Source organism: Alishewanella longhuensis, assembly GCF_014653435.1.
Classification (GTDB): domain Bacteria; phylum Pseudomonadota; class Gammaproteobacteria; order Enterobacterales; family Alteromonadaceae; genus Alishewanella; species Alishewanella longhuensis.
On record NZ_BNAO01000009.1, the window covers coordinates 1 to 17,012 of the forward strand.

At 45.8% G+C, this 17,012-nt stretch carries 20 protein-coding genes; 12 read left to right on the forward strand and 8 right to left on the reverse strand.

Going from position 1 to position 17,012, the window contains the following annotated elements:
* From IE163_RS17850 to trmA, 3 genes are all read left to right on the forward strand, one after another.
* The coding region (locus IE163_RS17850) for a hypothetical protein (RefSeq protein WP_229833592.1) at positions 1 to 263 on the forward strand (263 nt) is incomplete at its 5' end.
* A gap of 173 nt (positions 264 to 436) precedes the next feature.
* Positions 437 to 934: an RNA recognition motif domain-containing protein gene (locus IE163_RS14795; RefSeq protein WP_189433769.1), complete on the forward strand. Its 498-nt coding sequence runs from the start codon at positions 437 to 439 to the stop codon at positions 932 to 934.
* A 244-nt stretch (positions 935 to 1,178) separates the two neighbouring features.
* Positions 1,179 to 2,267 (forward strand): tRNA (uridine(54)-C5)-methyltransferase TrmA, encoded by a 1,089-nt coding sequence (gene trmA / locus IE163_RS14800; protein WP_189433770.1) that lies wholly within the window; start codon positions 1,179 to 1,181, stop codon positions 2,265 to 2,267.
* 1 nt (position 2,268) lies between these two features.
* On the opposite strand, the gene fabR is transcribed toward trmA, so the two are convergent.
* Complete coding sequence (gene fabR, locus IE163_RS14805) at positions 2,269 to 2,877, reverse strand: HTH-type transcriptional repressor FabR (RefSeq protein WP_189433771.1); 609 nt, start codon at positions 2,875 to 2,877, stop codon at positions 2,269 to 2,271.
* A 99-nt stretch (positions 2,878 to 2,976) separates the two neighbouring features.
* Between fabR and IE163_RS14810 the strand changes: the two genes are divergently transcribed.
* Both IE163_RS14810 and sthA read left to right on the forward strand, forming a co-directional pair.
* Positions 2,977 to 4,095, forward strand: a complete 1,119-nt coding sequence (locus IE163_RS14810; protein WP_189433772.1) for an acyl-CoA desaturase — start codon at positions 2,977 to 2,979, stop codon at positions 4,093 to 4,095.
* Positions 4,096 to 4,200: 105 nt separating this feature from the next.
* Positions 4,201 to 5,622, forward strand: a complete 1,422-nt coding sequence (gene sthA, locus IE163_RS14815) for a Si-specific NAD(P)(+) transhydrogenase (protein WP_189433773.1) — start codon at positions 4,201 to 4,203, stop codon at positions 5,620 to 5,622.
* Positions 5,623 to 5,670: 48 nt separating this feature from the next.
* Here sthA and hemE read toward each other — a convergent pair whose 3' ends face one another.
* On the reverse strand, positions 5,671 to 6,750 hold the full coding sequence (hemE, locus tag IE163_RS14820) for a uroporphyrinogen decarboxylase (protein ID WP_189433774.1): 1,080 nt from the start codon (positions 6,748 to 6,750) through the stop codon (positions 5,671 to 5,673).
* Positions 6,751 to 7,011: 261 nt separating this feature from the next.
* Positions 7,012 to 7,809: an NAD(+) diphosphatase gene (gene nudC, locus IE163_RS14825; protein WP_189433775.1), complete on the reverse strand. Its 798-nt coding sequence runs from the start codon at positions 7,807 to 7,809 to the stop codon at positions 7,012 to 7,014.
* A 148-nt stretch (positions 7,810 to 7,957) separates the two neighbouring features.
* On the opposite strand from nudC, the gene rsd reads away from it, so the two are divergent.
* Positions 7,958 to 8,443 carry a sigma D regulator gene (gene rsd, locus IE163_RS14830; RefSeq protein WP_189433776.1) on the forward strand — a complete coding sequence of 162 codons (486 nt, stop codon included), beginning with the start codon at positions 7,958 to 7,960 and terminating at the stop codon, positions 8,441 to 8,443.
* Positions 8,444 to 8,495: 52 nt separating this feature from the next.
* Here rsd and fkpA read toward each other — a convergent pair whose 3' ends face one another.
* Positions 8,496 to 9,227 (reverse strand): FKBP-type peptidyl-prolyl cis-trans isomerase, encoded by a 732-nt coding sequence (gene fkpA, locus IE163_RS14835; protein ID WP_189433777.1) that lies wholly within the window; start codon positions 9,225 to 9,227, stop codon positions 8,496 to 8,498.
* 104 nt (positions 9,228 to 9,331) lie between these two features.
* Between fkpA and IE163_RS14840 the strand changes: the two genes are divergently transcribed.
* Both IE163_RS14840 and IE163_RS14845 read left to right on the forward strand, forming a co-directional pair.
* Positions 9,332 to 10,303, forward strand: a complete 972-nt coding sequence (locus IE163_RS14840) for a WD40 repeat domain-containing protein (RefSeq protein ID WP_189433778.1) — start codon at positions 9,332 to 9,334, stop codon at positions 10,301 to 10,303.
* Positions 10,296 to 10,523 (forward strand): SlyX family protein, encoded by a 228-nt coding sequence (locus tag IE163_RS14845; protein ID WP_189433779.1) that lies wholly within the window; start codon positions 10,296 to 10,298, stop codon positions 10,521 to 10,523. The genes IE163_RS14840 and IE163_RS14845 overlap by 8 nt, the downstream gene beginning before the upstream one ends.
* A gap of 13 nt (positions 10,524 to 10,536) precedes the next feature.
* Here IE163_RS14845 and IE163_RS14850 read toward each other — a convergent pair whose 3' ends face one another.
* On the reverse strand, positions 10,537 to 10,743 hold the full coding sequence (locus tag IE163_RS14850) for a YheV family putative zinc ribbon protein (protein ID WP_189433780.1): 207 nt from the start codon (positions 10,741 to 10,743) through the stop codon (positions 10,537 to 10,539).
* Positions 10,744 to 10,857: 114 nt separating this feature from the next.
* On the opposite strand from IE163_RS14850, the gene IE163_RS14855 reads away from it, so the two are divergent.
* The 3 genes from IE163_RS14855 to IE163_RS14865 all read left to right on the forward strand — a co-directional run bounded on the left by IE163_RS14855 (position 10,858) and on the right by IE163_RS14865 (position 13,514).
* The gene (locus IE163_RS14855; RefSeq protein WP_189433781.1) at positions 10,858 to 12,792 is read left to right on the forward strand and encodes an ATP-binding cassette domain-containing protein; all 1,935 of its coding nucleotides are present in this window, start codon (positions 10,858 to 10,860) and stop codon (positions 12,790 to 12,792) included.
* Positions 12,789 to 13,292, forward strand: coding sequence for a TIGR02444 family protein (locus IE163_RS14860; protein ID WP_189433782.1), 504 nt, complete (start codon positions 12,789 to 12,791; stop codon positions 13,290 to 13,292). Before IE163_RS14855 ends, IE163_RS14860 begins: the two co-directional genes overlap by 4 nt.
* Positions 13,293 to 13,367: 75 nt before the next feature.
* Positions 13,368 to 13,514: a DUF3149 domain-containing protein gene (locus tag IE163_RS14865; protein ID WP_189433783.1), complete on the forward strand. Its 147-nt coding sequence runs from the start codon at positions 13,368 to 13,370 to the stop codon at positions 13,512 to 13,514.
* A 9-nt stretch (positions 13,515 to 13,523) separates the two neighbouring features.
* Here IE163_RS14865 and IE163_RS14870 read toward each other — a convergent pair whose 3' ends face one another.
* Together IE163_RS14870 and IE163_RS14875 are read right to left on the reverse strand one after the other, a co-directional pair.
* The gene (locus tag IE163_RS14870; RefSeq protein WP_189433784.1) at positions 13,524 to 14,387 is read right to left on the reverse strand and encodes a class I SAM-dependent methyltransferase; all 864 of its coding nucleotides are present in this window, start codon (positions 14,385 to 14,387) and stop codon (positions 13,524 to 13,526) included.
* Complete coding sequence (locus IE163_RS14875) at positions 14,384 to 15,802, reverse strand: FAD-binding oxidoreductase (protein WP_189433785.1); 1,419 nt, start codon at positions 15,800 to 15,802, stop codon at positions 14,384 to 14,386. Before IE163_RS14875 ends, IE163_RS14870 begins: the two co-directional genes overlap by 4 nt.
* Before the next feature lie 115 nt (positions 15,803 to 15,917).
* On the opposite strand from IE163_RS14875, the gene IE163_RS14880 reads away from it, so the two are divergent.
* Entirely contained in the window at positions 15,918 to 16,661 is a 744-nt protein-coding gene (locus tag IE163_RS14880) for a helix-turn-helix domain-containing protein (protein WP_189433786.1), read from the forward strand.
* A gap of 5 nt (positions 16,662 to 16,666) precedes the next feature.
* Here IE163_RS14880 and fdxA read toward each other — a convergent pair whose 3' ends face one another.
* Positions 16,667 to 16,993: a ferredoxin FdxA gene (gene fdxA / locus IE163_RS14885; protein ID WP_189433787.1), complete on the reverse strand. Its 327-nt coding sequence runs from the start codon at positions 16,991 to 16,993 to the stop codon at positions 16,667 to 16,669.
* Positions 16,994 to 17,012: the final 19 nt, after the last annotated feature.

Consider the following 17,012-nt stretch of genomic DNA (forward strand, 5'->3'; position numbering starts at 1 on the left):
TCTTTTTAAAACTCTTCGTCACGTTCGACTCTACTTTTTACTTCACTTCTTGCTTCACTCTGCTTTTCGAGGCTTTCGTTAGCACCCTGAAGCGAGGCGGCCATTTTAGTGATTTTAAACTTGCTGTCAAGCGTCTTTTTAAAAGATTTTTGCAACTCGCTTTTCTCACCCGGTTACCGGCTTCACTCTCGTTTAGCGCAGCGCCCCGTGGCATGGCGCGCATTATAGGGTGTTTTAGAATTGGTGCAATAGCTTTTTTATAAAAAATGACTACTTTGCTACTGATTGACTACTAAAGCTTCATTTTGTACAAAATTCTACCTTTTATCAATGATCCGCTATGATTTTAGTTGTTGGCTGTTCACAAAATAGTCGTTAAGATATAGAGGCTTTTATATAAGAAGAATCTCTTTTGGTTTAGCTGCAGGAATTTATCATGTCATCAACTTTACGTTCGTTTCTACCTTTTACTTTAGCACTAGCAGTTATTGCTTTTGTTACTTTCTCTTTTCTAATTACCCTTCCTCTCTCGGCGGCCTGGGCATTTACTGCCGGTGTTCTGGTCTGCGGTATCTTGGTACCTATTTTGGTAGACTTTAAAAGTTCTGCTAGATCTACTAGCGAATCACCAAATGCTGAAACCAGCACAACAAGCTTTCAAGGCGAGTCAGCGACCCTATATGTAGGAAACCTGCCTTATCGCGCAAATGAAGAGGCGGTTAAAGAACTATTCTCTCGATTTGGTACCGTTATAAATGTGCGCTTGATGAAAGACCGACAAACTGGCCGTCGTCGTGGTTTTGGTTTTGTGGAGGTGGCAGCACCCGATGCAAATAAGATGATTAGCAAGTTAAATGATTTTGAGTTTCAAGAACGCACACTCAAAGTGCGGGAAGCACGTGAACGACAAGATGAAGAGAACCTAACAGACTAGTGATCTGAATCTGATATTGACCCGCAATAATTTGCGGGTCAATACGCTAGGTAGTCTACTTAGCTGCGTAATTTACCTCCGAACATCTAAAACTTCGATTCTGCTATTTCAGCCGTTGTTCTAATACACATCCTTATTTACAGAAGCTCATTAACCGAATCTAGTGGCTAGCCGTTAGATTTGAATTTGGTTATCTTTCCAAAAAAGCATAAAATACCTCTTTATATGTAAAATAGAGAAGCTCATGTCTATAGGTCAGGTTTTCCCCTCTCAGTATGAAACGCAGTTAGCTGAGAAAGCAAACCGCTTAACGCAATTAGTACATTCTGTCTGTGCCACAACGCCAGAACTATATCGTTCTACTCCTGAGCATTTCCGGCAACGGGCAGAATTTCGTATTTGGCATAACGGAGACGACATCTATCATGCGATGTTTGATCCACAAAGCCGACAACCAGTACGCATTGATTACTTCCCAGTAGCTTGCAAGCTAATAGCCGACTTTATGCCGCTACTGTTAAAGCAGATTCAGTTTAATCATGAATTACGTTATAAGCTTTATCAGGTTGACTATCTGGCCACTACCTCTGGTGAGTTGCTCGTTAGTATGATTTACAAGCGTAAGCTTGATGAACAGTGGATAGCGGAGGCTGAAAAGCTCACTACGGAACTGGCAACATCTTTTAATATTCGTTTTATTGGTCGTTCACGTAAGCAAAAAGTGGTGCTTAGCCAGGATTTTGTCACAGAATCCTTTGTGGTCGCCAATCAAATTTTACGCTATCAACAAGTAGAAAGTAGCTTTACCCAACCTAACGCTGGGGTTAACCAACAGATGCTGCAGTGGGCCGCAGATATTGCTAAGCAGCTAAAGGGGGATTTATTAGAATTATACTGCGGTAATGGTAATTTTTCATTGGCACTGGCTCCCTACTTTAATCAGGTTGTCGCCACTGAGCTGGCTCGCAGCTCAATCAAATCAGCTGAATACAATATCAACCTAAATAACATTAATAATGTAAAAGTTTTGCAGATGTCGGCGGAAGATGTTGCCGCGGCGTTAGTCGCCGGTTCCAGCCTAAAGCATATTGAACTGGCGGACTTAGCATTAAATACCGTACTTGTTGATCCACCAAGAGCGGGGCTAGATCCAGCAACCTTAGCGCTAGTAAGCGGCTTTGACGATATTTTATACATCTCCTGCAACCCGGAAACCTTGGCTGCTAATCTGGATGTTTTAGCTAAAACGCATCAGGTAGAGAAACTGGCGTTATTTGATCAGTTCCCATACACCCATCATATCGAAACAGGTGTTTGGCTAAAGCGGCGCTAACTCAGGCCTGGCTTTTACGACCGTAGCTGGCGGCACCATGTGCCAGCCAGCGTAGCTGCAACACGGTTCTGCGGGTAAGTTGCGCATATTGTTCTTTTGGTGCATCCAAGGCATCAGCCCCAGTATGAAACACCAAGGTAACCATTGCTTCTGCCTGCAATTGCGCCTGCTCCGCCGAACATTCCGTTTGCTTACGTAAATAGTGGGCGAGCTCTGCTGAGAAATGCTGAATTTCACGGGCGACAGCAGCACGAAATGCAGCGGAGGTTCCAGAGCGCTCACGCAGAAGTAAACGAAACACATTGCTATTGTCTGCAACAAACTCCATAAAGGTTTGCACGGAGGTATTGATTACGCTGCCATTTTTCTCAATCCGTAAGCGAGCCTGACGCATTAACTGTCGTAACATCAACCCTGCTTCATCGACTAAGGTTAAGCCTAATTCATCCATATCGGCAAAATGCCGGTAGAATGAGGTTGGTGCTATTCCTGCTTCACGGGTTACTTCACGTAAACTTAAGCTGGCAAAACCTTTCTCTGCACTTAGTTGTGAAAACGCTGCATTGATAATGGCTTGCCGGGTTCGTTCTTTTTGTTCAGCTCTACTCACTGTGCATCCCATTCCTAGTGTTATACAACCGATTTACCTTGACCTACCGTAGCGCGCTGGGTAAATTAGCTTACAGTTGTAAGCTCAAAGTGTGGTCTCATGAAAAAACACCCAATTATCTGGACAAATGTGTTGTTGTTCAGTTCGACCTTCCTGGTTGCCGCTATAGCGGTTCCCTATTATGCCCTGACAGTAGGCTTTACTGCAGCTGAAATTATCGCAGCAATTCTCTGTATGGGCTACTGTGGTATTTCTATTACTGCCGGTTACCATCGTTTATGGTCACACAAAACCTACGATGCACATCCTTTTTTACAATGGGTTTTTGCGATTGGTGGGGCCTTTGCATTGCAAAATAGCGTTATCCATTGGTCTTCTGATCATCGCGATCATCATCGCCATGTTGATAAGGATGACAAAGATCCTTATTCTGCCAATAGAGGTTTCTGGTTTAGTCATATTGGCTGGATGTTGCGTGATTATCAGGGTGACAGCTACTATGATTACAATAATGTCCGCGATTTACAAAAAAATCCCATTTTAGCGTTCCAGCATAAACACTATTTACTGCTGGCATTGCTGACCAATATTGGTATCCCGCTGTTACTCGGCTTTTTGATTGGCAGTATCTGGGGCATGTTATTAAGTGTTGGTGTACTGCGCTTAGTGCTCAGTCATCATTTTACCTTTTTTATTAATTCTTTAGCACATATCTGGGGTAGACAACCTTATACGGATCAAAATAGTGCCAGAGACAATGGCATTCTAGCCTTTTTAACTTATGGCGAGGGTTATCATAATTATCATCATATCTTTGAGTATGATTATCGCAACGGTATCCGTTGGTGGCAGTTTGATCCAACCAAATGGTTAATTAAAACCTGTTCCTGGCTAAAACTAACCCGCAACTTGCGTATTGTACCCGAGGACCGCATTGCTCAGGCCGTTGCAAAAATGCAACTAAAACGGGCACAGGACAAAGCCAGGTTATTGCCTAACTCAGAGCAATTACTGCAACTTCTGGAGCAAGAATACCAATTATTAGTCGCGAAGTTGCAAGAGTATTACCAAGTTAAGAAAGAATTACTGCAGCAAAAGCACGCCGCTTTGTTAAATCAGTATAATGCTTCGGAGTTTGCGCAACGCTATCAAGAGCTAAAGCAACACTTACAGCAGCAGCAAAACCATTGGCAACGCTTAACCGCTGCTTTCCACTAAGCTAGGGTTACACTAACTTATTCAAAAAAGAGGCTTTGCCTCTTTTTTTGTTATTGATACCTGTTATGCTAATTTGCACTGTGAACCAGCGCGAGAATCAACGTCGTGACAGCTAAATTTTCCAAAAAACAACCTCAATATGACTATGATGCCATTGTTATTGGGACAGGCCCCGGTGGTGAAGGTGCTGCAATGTACCTAGCTAAAAGCGGTAAGACCGTTGCCGCAATTGAGCGCTACCATGCAGTTGGCGGCGGCTGTACTCATTGGGGTACTATTCCGTCGAAGGCTTTACGTCACTCTGTTAGCAGATTAATTGAGTTTAACGAAAATCCCTTGTTTCAGGTCGAAGAGCAAGTCAAAGGCCTTACTTTTTCGCAAATCCTCAAACATGCAGCAGGCGTTATTCATAAGCAGGTTAGATTACGTACCGGTTTTTATGATCGCAACCTGGTGAAAATTTATCAGGGTGAAGCCCGCTTCATTGACAATCATCATCTGGAAATTAGCAACACCGACGGCAGCAGCTATGTGTTAAGCGCCGAGACCATTGTTATTGCTAGTGGCTCCCGCCCCTACCGGCCAGCACATGTTGACTTTACTCACCCCAGAATTTACGACAGTGATACTATTTTATCGTTGGCACATGATCCTCGTCACATCATCATTTTTGGCGCAGGGGTAATCGGTTGCGAATACGCATCTATTTTCCGTGGTTTGGGCGTGCGGGTTGATTTGGTCAACACGCGTGATCGCTTACTCTCTTTTATGGATGCCGAAATATCGGATTCACTCAGCTATCATTTTTGGAACTCAGGCATGACTATTCGCCATGGCGAAGAGTTTTCCCATATAGAAGGGCGAGATGATGGCGTGATACTGCACCTGCAATCAGGTAAAAAAATGAAGGCAGATTGCTTCTTATTCGCCAATGGCCGCACCGGTAATACGGATATGCTGGCACTTGATAAGGTAGGTCTGGAAGCTGATGGTCGGGGCCTGCTCAAGGTAAACGGGAAATATCAAACCTCAATTGATAACATCTATGCTGTAGGTGATGTTATTGGGTACCCTAGTCTTGCCAGCGCCGCCTATGACCAAGGTCGACTCGCCGGTGAAGCTATTGTAAAGGGTAATTTAGACGGGCACCTAATCGCCGATATTCCCGCGGGTATTTATACTATTCCCGAAATGTCTTCTGTAGGAAAAACAGAACAAGAATTGACAGCAGCTAAAATTCCTTACGAGGTAGGCAGAGCGCAATTTAAACACTTAGCAAGAGCGCAGATTGCCAATACCAGCGCAGGAAGTTTAAAACTGTTATTTCACCGGGAAACATTGGAGATTTTGGGAATACATTGTTTTGGCGAGCGTGCCGCAGAGATCGTGCACATTGGTCAGGCCATTATGATGCAGAAAAATGGCGGGAATAACCTAAATTACTTTGTGCATACCACCTTTAACTATCCAACGATGGCTGAAGCCTATCGGGTGGCAGCACTTAATGGTTTGAACCGGTTGTTTTAATCAAACAAAAATGGCGTAGCCAGCATCTCACCGCTACGCCATCATCACTTAAGCTTCTATCTCAGTATTCATATGATAAGTGCGACTAAAGTCCTGCACGGCTTCAATAAATACACCCGCATTTTCTGGATCGACATCAGGTGTAATACCATGACCTAAATTAAATATATGGCCAGTACCTTGTCCGAACCCATCGAGAATAGTCTGGACCTCCTGACGAATACGCTCTGGTGTGCCGAGCAACACTGACGGATCCATATTGCCCTGTAAGGCAACCTTATCACCAACTCTAGCCCTTGCCTGGCTGATATCGGTTGTCCAATCGAGCCCTAGTGCATCACAACCGGTTGCAGCCATCATCTCCAGCCACTGACCACCATTTTTGGTAAAGAGCGTTACCGGAACTTTACGGCCATCTGCTTCACGGGTCAGACCATCGATAATGGTTTGCATATAGCTTAACGAGTATTCTTTATAATCTCTGGGAGTCAGCACACCACCCCAGGTATCAAAAATCATCACAGCTTGGGCGCCGGCGGCAATTTGCGCATTAAGATACAAAATGACACTTTGCGCTAATTTGTCCAGCAACATATGCAGTATCTCAGGTTCGCTATACATCATCTTTTTAATAATGCTAAAGGTTTTACTGCCACTGCCCTCAACCATATAGGTTGCCAGAGTCCAGGGACTTCCTGAAAAGCCAATTAGCGGCACACTGCCATCTAATTCACGACGAATAGTCCGTACTGCATCCATCACGTAACGTAATTCTTGCTCTGGATCAGGAATTGGCAAATGCACCACGTCCATGAAATCACGGATAGGTTTACTAAAACGGGGACCTTCACCCACACCAAAGGTTAGCCCTAAACCCATGGCATCAGGAATGGTCAAGATATCACTAAACAAAATAGCGGCATCCAAAGGATAACGACGCAAGGGTTGCAAAGTGACTTCACACGCTAACTCTGGGTTTTTACAGAGTGACATAAAATCACCAGCCTGTGTTCTGATAGCGCGGTACTCTGGTAAATAACGACCTGCCTGACGCATCATCCAGATTGGAGTTTGATCAACTGGCTGCCGAAGTAGTGCTCTGAGATATCGATCGTTCTTTAATTGCATAACATTTCCGCCATTCTAAATTTGTGATTATTTTAGCACTTAAGCAAGCCAAGCTCTATGATCTGCATCTAAATGCTTACTCCCTTACCTTTACGTAAACTGCAAAAATATTCAGTTAAGGTTCATTTTTTTAATCAGCAGACCTTGTTTCATCGAAAATGATCTGGTATAAACTACCTGCGCTAGTGAAGATATAACAAGCGAGAAGCTCGTTTAACGAGACCATGAGTTCCAAATTTGAAGCCACGTTTAGTGGCTTTTTTATTTCTGCAATTTTAATTGCTGTACCAACGCAATCAGTTGACCCGACAAGGTATGAATACTGGGTGTTTCCGGCAAATCAGTTAATTTACACCAATACGCTTCTGCAATTTCTTGCGGCTGACACACAATATCGCCGCCAACATAATCGGCGATAAAACCCGTCATCAACGAATGTGGAAAAGGCCAAGGTTGGCTGCCAATATAGCGCAAATTGGTTATATCAATACCTACCTCTTCTTTTACTTCACGTATTGCAGCTTGCTCTAGGGTTTCTGCTGATTCTACAAAACCGGCTAAAATAGAAAAGAAACCGGCTTTGTGCCTGCTGGAGCGCGCCAATAAGATTTCGTCATCTTTGACGATCGCCACCAATACACAGGGCGCTATACGCGGATAACATCGATGGCCACATTTCGGACATAAGGTAGCAAGCTCCCAGTTAACTAAACGCATGGTGCTGCCGCACTGACCGCAAAAACGATGTGTTTGCAGATATAAGGCAACTTGAGTTGCCCTGGCTGCCAGTTGAAAAAGTTCCTCTCCTTGCGATAACAAAGTTCTTGCAGAATGCCAATGTTGCTCGTCGATGATACGATCGTCAAAAACAAGCAAATAACAATTTTGCTGTTTGTGCTCTCCTAACCAACAAATTTGTGCCTCAGTAAAATCAAAAGGCAATGCTTTCAATGCACAACAAGGTACACTCTCATTTTCTTGCAGAAATATTCGGCCCTGACTAACGATAAACCAATAGCCGTGTTCAGTGGCGGGCAAGGCAAGACTATGTTTGATCATCGGCAACAGGTTCCTATGAATTAACGACAACTTTGCTATGATACTGGGGTTTACTGAGCAGACCAATAAAAAAACGGTTGATCTTTTGCAGGAAATTCTTTTAATTAGACAGTATTGCAGAAAGGTTACTGCATCTAAGGAGAAGCTAATGTACACCCGCGTACAGCAGGCGCAAAAAAAATGGGGCGGCAGCCTATTAGCCATTGACAATTGGCTTGATGAGCGACGGCAATTAATCGTTAGCTATTGCAAGCTGGCTGGCTTACCGCCATTTGAAAAAGATCGTCATACCATGCCCTCGCAAGAGAAGATAATTGAGTTTTGTCAGCTTTTAATGGATTACCTGTCGGCTGGGCATTTCGAGGTGTACGAACAAATTGTCACTCAATGCGCTATAAACGGTACAGACAGCCGAAAGCTAGCTGACTCTTTATATCCAAAAATTGCGATTTCTACTGACTTGGCGTTAGAGTTTAATGATAAGTATGCCGAGCATCTAAGCACTCGCAATAGTGGTGCTTTCGATAATGAATTATCTTCCCTGGGTCAGGCGCTGGAAGAACGCTTTGCGTTGGAAGATAAATTAATCGAAACCCTCTATGTCAAACATCAGGATGAAACGACCTCAGCTTAAATGATTAATAAAAAAGCGGCAAAGCCGCTTTTTTATTGGTGAATGGCATTAATTACTGTGCTTTAGTTACATCTAGTAATTCAACGTCAAATACTAATACGCTGTTTGGTGGAATAGTCCCCATATCGCGATCACCATAAGCAAGCTCAGATGGAATAGTGAAACGGAATTTTGACCCTACACTCATCAGCTGTACACCTTCAGTCCAGCCAGGAATAACCCGATTTAGTGGAAACTCAATCGGCTCACCGCGTTCAACTGAGCTATCAAACACAGTACCATCAATTAAAGTACCCGTGTAATGCACTTTTACCGTATCAGCAGCAACTGGCTTAACGCCATCTGCAGCTTGCACTACTTCATACTGTAAACCCGACTCCGTTACAGTCACGCCTTCTTTTTGTGCGTTTTCCGCTAAAAATGCTTCACCTGCTGCTTTTGCTGCGTTAGCGGCGGCTTCTGCCAATTTAGTTTGTTCGGTACGGTAGGTTTCATCTAATGCCGTTAGTAATTGTTGAATCTCTTCCTCAGAAACTTCTGACTTGCCGGCAATACCATCTTGTACACCACGTAAAATTAACTCGGCATTTAAATCAACAGAGATTTTGTTGTATTCTTCCACTGTACTCTGCAGGTAACGGCCTGCAGACACACCTAAACTATAAGCTTGCTTTGCTTGGTCTGTATCTAATACCGGTGCCGCCGGTGCTTTTTCATCTTTACCACATGCACTTAACGTCAGTAATGCAACAGCAACAAGGGTAAGTTTAGTTTTTAAACGCATTCTTTTCTCCAAAGTTTGACAGCTCAGCTGCCAAAGTATGATTTAATAGGGTGCAGTTCGCTCAGCTATACTAACGCTTTGTACGGATGAGGTTAACACCTAAGATGAAATATCCTGTCTTTTTTCTGAGTTTGGTACTCTGTGCTTGCAGTAAAGTAGAAACTCAACCACTAGAACAATGGCAACATGTTGCCAATGTCAGTTATGCCGCGGCGCTTTCATCTGACGGCAGTTATGCCGTAGTCTCATCAGTCCAAGATGGTATTGCTTTTTGGGACCTGCAACAAAATGCCCTGTTGTACCAATGGCGCCATCAAGACGATGTGGAAAACCTGGTGTTTAACCTTGCCTTGAGCGAAGACAATAGCCATGTATTGACCGCCGACCAGCATACTTTTTCTTTATGGCGCACCAGTGATGGTCAAAATGTTGGCTATTGGCAAACCGATCAGTTCGGTATCCGTGATGTCGCTGTATCCAACAATGGTGCACATCTATTACTGGGCAAAAGTGATAACACGGTACAACATATCACTTTAAGTAGTGGCAGGCGGTTAGATTTTCTAGGACACACTGAACGCATCAACAGCGTCGCAATGTCACCTAACGGCCGTTATGCTCTCACCGGTAGCAATGACTATAGTGCCTACCTCTGGGACACTCAGACCGCACAAATTCTATATAGTTTCACGCATCCCAGCCGGGTTACTAAGGTTGCCTTAGATCCACAAGGGCGCTATGCCTTTACTGCCGATAGTCAACAACTGGCACAAATTTGGGATATCCAAACAGGAGCAAGAGTCAGCCAACTGCAGATGCTCGCCAGGCAGCAAGTGTTTAGTGCAGTACGCTTTAGTACCGATGGCAAATATTTACTTACCGGCGCCCCCACACGAAATTTAGTATTATGGGAAGTCACTACAGGCAAAGAACTACAACGTTGGCGGGTATCCCCCCGAGTCGGCAGTCGGCCCGCCAGCGCCGTGGTGCATGCGGTCGCTTTTCTTGACGCAGAGCGTATAATCAGCGAAAGCTCCAGTGGTTTAGCCGAAGTATGGAAAATAAATTATGAATAACGAAACTTCAGATATTCAACTACATCTGATTGAGCTGGAGAGCAAAATTGCTTTTCAGGAAGACACTGTTAATAGCTTGCATCAAGAATTATTGGCCCATCAAAAACGTATTGAGCAATTACAACGCCAAATTTTAATGCTGGCCGAAAAACTGCAGCAAATGCCGGAGGAAAGTGGCATCTTACGCCCGGAAGAAGAGCCACCACCGCCACATTACTAGGCAAAGATATCCCCTATTCAGGTTTAAAGACACCTATCACTAACTCATTACTACGAGTCGAACTTACCACTTGCGGCTCTGGTTGCGTCATCTGATAACCACAGGCGACACACTCAACCTTCTCAATATTGTTCTCTATGAACAAGCTCATGGTGTCGGTTGCCTTACATTCCGGGCAGCTGGCACCGGCAATAAAGCGTTTCTTTTTACGTTGTGTCATTAGGTTCCTCATTATTTCACCCGGCAAAGCGCACATGAATTTATGCAACAGCCCTTGGTTTATCTCGGATATAGCGTAAAATTGCCCACTTAGTTCACTGGTACAGGGAAAAACATGATCCAGCTACAGCAGGTAGAGTTACGCCGCGGCATTAATGCGCTATTTAGTGGTGCCGATCTTACCGTATTTCCGGGGCAAAAGGTGGGAATTGTCGGCGCCAATGGCTGCGGTAAATCCAGCTTATTTGCCTTGCTGCAGGGAAAACTACACGCCGATACCGGTAATGTCAGTATGCCTGCGGCCTGGGTTATCGCTACTGTGGCGCAGGAAACCCCAGCACTTGACTGCTCTGCCTTAGACTATGTGCTACAAGGGGATGAAGCCCTGTTCCCACTGCTGCTTAAAGCCCGCAGCCAATGCAGTGAAAGTGATCTGGCCGTTGTCCATCAACAAATTGAAGCCTTGGATGGTTATAGAGCAGAAGCGAAAGCCGGCACGCTGCTGGCTGGTTTAGGCTTCAGTGGCGAGATGCAAGGCTTACCTGTTAAGTCGTTTTCGGGTGGTTGGCGTATGCGGATGAATTTAGCCAAAGCCTTAATGAAACCGGCAGACTTACTGTTACTCGATGAACCTACCAACCACCTTGATTTGGATGCTGTACTTTGGCTGGAGAAATACCTAAGTAATTACCCTGGCACCCTGCTGTTAATCAGCCATGATCGGGATTTTCTGGACGCGGTAACCGATAACACTGTACATATTGAGCGCCAGTGTTTAACACTTTATAAAGGTAACTACAGTCAGTTTGAGCGCCAGCGCGCTGAGCAACTCTCACAGCATCAGGCCAATTTTGAGAAGCAACAGCGTCAGGTGGCACATCTACAGCAGTTTATTGACCGCTTTAAAGCGCAAGCAACCAAAGCGAGACAAGCGCAAAGCCGGATTAAGGCGTTAGAACGGATGACCTTGTTGGCGCCAGCGCATATCGATTCGCCCTTTAGCTTTAGCTTCCGCGAACCAAAGTCTTTACCTAATCCACTGCTAAAAATGGATAATGTACAAGCAGGTTATGCGGATAAAGTTATCCTCAGTAATATTAATTTTCAACTCTTGCCCGGTAGCCGTATTGGTTTATTAGGTCGCAATGGCGCAGGTAAATCCACTTTAATCAAGTTACTATCCGGCGAACTTAAACCCAAAAGTGGTGAAGTCTGGTATGCCAATGGCGTCAGTCTGGGGTACTTTGCGCAGCACCAGCTAGAAACCTTACGCCCACAAGATTCCCCGCTGCAGCATCTAGTGCGTTTAGATCCTCTGGTGCCAGAACAAAAGCTGCGTGATTTTCTGGGGGGCTTTGGTTTCCATGGTGACAAAGCGCTGGAGGCCTGTGCGCCTTTTTCGGGTGGCGAGAAAGCCAGGCTAGTCTTGGCCTTACTGGTTTATCAGCGCCCAAATTTACTATTGCTGGACGAACCGACCAACCATTTAGACTTAGATATGCGCGAAGCCATTGTCATGGCTTTGCAAGACTTCGCCGGCGCCATTGTCGTGGTGTCGCATGACAGGCACTTACTTAGCAGCACCACTGACGAATTTTACTTAGTGGCCCATGGTAAGGTCGCACCTTTTGATGGCGATTTAGCTGACTACTACCAATGGTTGCAACAAGATGCCAGACAAACACAGGCAAATTTACAGACGCAAAACAATGCCAGCGATACAACTATTAGTAACAGTGCGGTGCAGCGTAAAGACCAAAAGCGTTTGGAAGCCGAACTACGTAATTTGCTCAGACCGCTAAAGCAAAAAATCGATAAATTAGAGCTCCAACAGCAGCAACTTACTGCGCAATTAGCGCAGTTGGAACAACAATTAGCTGATCCGGATATATACGACGCCAAGCAAAAGGCCCAGCTCACTAAACTTTTGGCAGAGCAAAGTGCTGCTAATAGCACACTCTCGGCTATTGAAGAACAGTGGTTTGAGGCGCAAGAACAGCTAGAACAGCGAACTGACCAGTTTTGGCAGCAAAATGGTGGCGCTGCATGAGTACAGTAGCAACGCAGCAGTTAAATCCTGAACAGCTCTGGCAATTCAGTTTAGCCTGCTACCCAGAGGTGAAAGAGCTTTGTTTACGTTGGCAAGACAAGTATCACGCCAATGTAAATGTCATACTGGCACTTTGCTATGCAGAGCGTTTAGCCTGGCAGACCAATCAGGATAATCTGGCAGCAGCGATCTTGGAAATAGTGCCTCTGAATAGCCAGGTAACGCAAATATTGCGCCAGTGTCGGCAGCACATAGCCGGGCTGCCTTTGGATAATACGCAGCAATCACAATTGAAACAAAACCTGCTCAGCACTGAGCTTATCGCCGAGCAAATCGAGCAGCAACTGCTCTGCCGCCAGTTCACCTTTACGAAAGTAACAACCGCTGATAACTTGATGCTGTATTTACAGCAACTAGACTTAACCTTAACCGAAGCACTTAGCGCTGATCTTATTGATCTACGTCAAGTCAGCGCCCAGATCCCGCTCGGCGCGCTTTAAAGCTTGATCTGCATCATGCCATGGTGCCTTTTGCCTGCCTAAACTGTATACAGTAAACCTTGGGAGGAAAAAGTGATGAACCTATGGCATGAATTTTTAAACGACCCGGTAATCTTTATTTCGTTTAGTGGCTTGGCTATTGTGATTGGCCTGTGTATTTTTTACGCCGTTTATTTTATTTATAAAATTGACCACGACACAACCGATTCAAAGCAGAACTAGGCCAACAGATTACGAATGAGTTGGCTTCGCTGTCGCGTAAAATAGCAGTTCGCCTGGGCACGGATCGGGATTATCCAACTGCCCGGCAGCTGCCAGCTGTTGCAAATTAAATCCCATATTCATTAGCCAATCAGGCAGCGCTTGCAGCGATACACCTGAGACAAAACGTTCACCACTCAATGTCAGCGCCGTATCGACCAGCCAGCCCTGCTTTACAAAGCCAGGCTTACCCTGCGGATTAAGCTGCATGTGGCTGGCCACCAGTGTTAACGGTGCTTGCACGCTGTGTTGTAGCTGCTGCAATAGAGTTTTTATAGCCGTGTCTGGCAGATACATCAGTACTCCCTCTGCCAATACCAGGGTCGGACGACAGGCAGAAAATGCAGCCGTTTCTGTCAGTAAGTCAACAATACTACAATAAGCGAGATTAGCCGCTTGCAGACATAAGTTTGGCTGCAAAGCATTAAGTTGCCTTAGTGCCGCTTGCTTGGTTTTGATAGTAGTAGGACGGTCAATTTCAATGACTTGTAGTTGCGGATGCGCAGCACTATGCTGGGCGCCTAATCCATCAAAACCGGCACCTATAATAACCAGCTGTTGAATACCATTTTGGGTAATTTGCTGTTGCAACCACGCGGCAATATGCTGCTTGCGCCAATGATAATGCGCCATAATTCCCGGCAAGCTTGCATGCAGCAGGCACCTAAGTAATGTGCGCCCGCTAGGCCAGCGCAGCAAAGCCAGCAGTAGCCGGCCGCGCCAGCCACTGCGCTGTAATACTTGCTGAGCCAACTGGTGGCTAAAGCCTTCAACGGCTTTAACCCTTTTTGGCCAGCACTGACTGGCGCAGATCAGTAAGCTGGTATTACTCATTGTAGCTCCTCGCTAAACATTTCACTGTAATGCCGGTACCAGTTGCTTTGGAAACGTAGCGCCGGATCATACTGGCGTTTTTGCTTTAAAAACTCTGCAAACTGCGGATAGCAGGCCAGCACTTGCTGTTTAGTGGCGAAAGGGTGATAGGTCAGGAAGTAACTCCCCTGAAAGTCAATGGCGATATCAATTAACCGCCGGAAATGACTTGCCGCTCTGGCAAGAGCAGCAGATTGATGATCAATATGCAGATTAAAGATAACGCAGGCATAGTCTTGTCTGGCCCAGGCCAGAGCACTCTCGGTATCCTGACGGATGAAACGCACCGTGCCATAAATTAAATCGACATTATGCTGGCGAAAGTCGGCTGCGCAGGCTGCCATAAACTGCTCCAGCGCAGGCAATGGTACATAAAGCTCGGTAATCATTTCACTACCGGCACAGCACCGCGCTAACTGTTGATCTAGTTTAAGATGGTAGTCGTCCAGATAAATACTTAATTGATGGCTGTCAGACCAGTAACGCTGACCACTGGATGCTAGGTAGAACTCAGCAAAACGGCTAAAGGCTTCCGCTTTATCGGTATGAGCCAGATACAACAACTGTTGCCAATTAGCTTTGCTCAAGCGCAATTGTTGTTTAGCCATCGGAGTGGCAGCTACCGGCCGGTAGCAGGAAAATACTCCATGGCGTAAAAAACCACCGGACTCTGGCGCCGTCTCAAACTGAAAATCGCCGTACAAATAATCGGCTTGCACCCGTTGCGGCACAGTCTTAATCATTTCAGCTAAACTACAAAACGCAACCTCACGCACCACCTGTTGTCGTGGCACCAGTTGCAGAGTTGCGGTTACCACTATGCCAAATAACCCATAGCCGCCAACCACCAACCGGAATAGATCGGCATTTTGTTGGCGGTTACAATGCTGCAGTTCGCCTTTAGCGTTAACCAGCTCAAAACTGACTACATCTGCTACAAAAGGTGCCATGTCCAGGCCACGGCCATGGATATTGGCGGCAATCGCACCACCTATACTCAGCCGGTCAGCGCCAGTTTGCTTTTGCCTGATCCCCCACTGCGTTACCCGGCCTTGTTGCATCACATGCAATTGACGCATTAAATCCGGCCACTGCATACCGGCCTGCACCGTTACCTGCCCCAACTCAGGGTTAAAGTGCTGCAGCTGGTTTAGCCGGCTCAGGTCCAGCAGCAGGCCGTCGGTAACAAACTGCTGGCCGCCCATGGCATGGCGGCCACCGGCAACGCTGACAGCAACATTATCTTCATTTGCTTGCTGCACCACCTTTACTACCTCAGCTACAGTGGTCGGCTGCAGGCAGCTTTTCATTGCAGTTGAATTTAATTTGGCATGCACATCGTTAACAACAATACCCTGCATTGGTTTTTTAGACATAACTCAGCTTCTGTCTGAATGGTGAAGCCACACACTAGCCGACAGGTATCAACTTATGCTATAGAAATAATTTAAGTAGTATTTTACGCTACCTAAAGACTTAGAAAAGGCAACTATGATGGATCAAACCGGTCAACTAATAACGACACTCAAGCGCTGCCTGAAAGCCAGAGGTATTAGCTACCGCCAACTGGCAGAACAACTTCAACTAAGCGAAGCCAGTGTTAAACGAATTTTTGCCCAGCAAAGTTTTACCCTGAGTCGGCTGGAGCAAATTTGTAAGGTACTGGATACCAATTTGTATGAACTGGCAAAAATGAGTGCCATAGCCAAAAGCAGCCTGCCAAGACAGTTAAGTCATGTGCAAGAACAGGCTCTGGCAGATGACCCTACCTTACTGACATATTTATATCTGCTGCTTAATGGCTGGCAAACAGCCGACATTAATAGCAACTATCAGTTAAATGAACTGAAAGCAACAAGGCTGCTGGCAGCGCTGGATCGCTTAAAACTGATTGAGCTGCAGCCCCACAACAAAGTTCGCTTGCTGGTGGCACGGGATATCCAGTGGCAGCAACATGGCCCGGTGCGTCGGCGCTATGAGCAGCAGGTGAAAATGATGTTCATCGATAACAGCTTTAGCGGCCCAGAGCATATACTCAGGCTGGACACCGCCGAGCTGTCCAGTGCTTCAATCAGCATTTTGCAGCGCCGTCTAAGCCAGTTAAGTGAGCAGTTTGCCGAATTGGCGGAATTAGATTTGGCAACCGGGCCCGCAGACAAAAAAGGGGTGGGGTTAATGGTAGCCCTAAGGCCCTGGGTCTTTGATATGGTGCTGGCACCACCCGCTAAGAGCTGACCTTCCTATTCCAGCGCCAGTAAATGCAGCTTATCCGGCACGCCGTTCCACTGATCTGCATCGGCTGGCGGGGCTTTCACTTCTCGAATATTCGGCCATAGTGTTGCCAACTCAGCATTTAAGGCGGTAAAGTCTTCTTGCCCAGCAGGTAACTTATCTTCCTGAAAAATCGCTTGCGCCGGGCACTCCGGTTCACATAGGCCGCAGTCGATGCAAATATCCGGGCTTATGGCTAAAAAGTTTGGGCCTTCAAAAAACGCATCTACCGGGCATACCGCCACACAATCGGTGTATTTACATTTGATACAGTTTTCGCCTACTACAAAGGCCATAGCGTTATCCTCATACTTA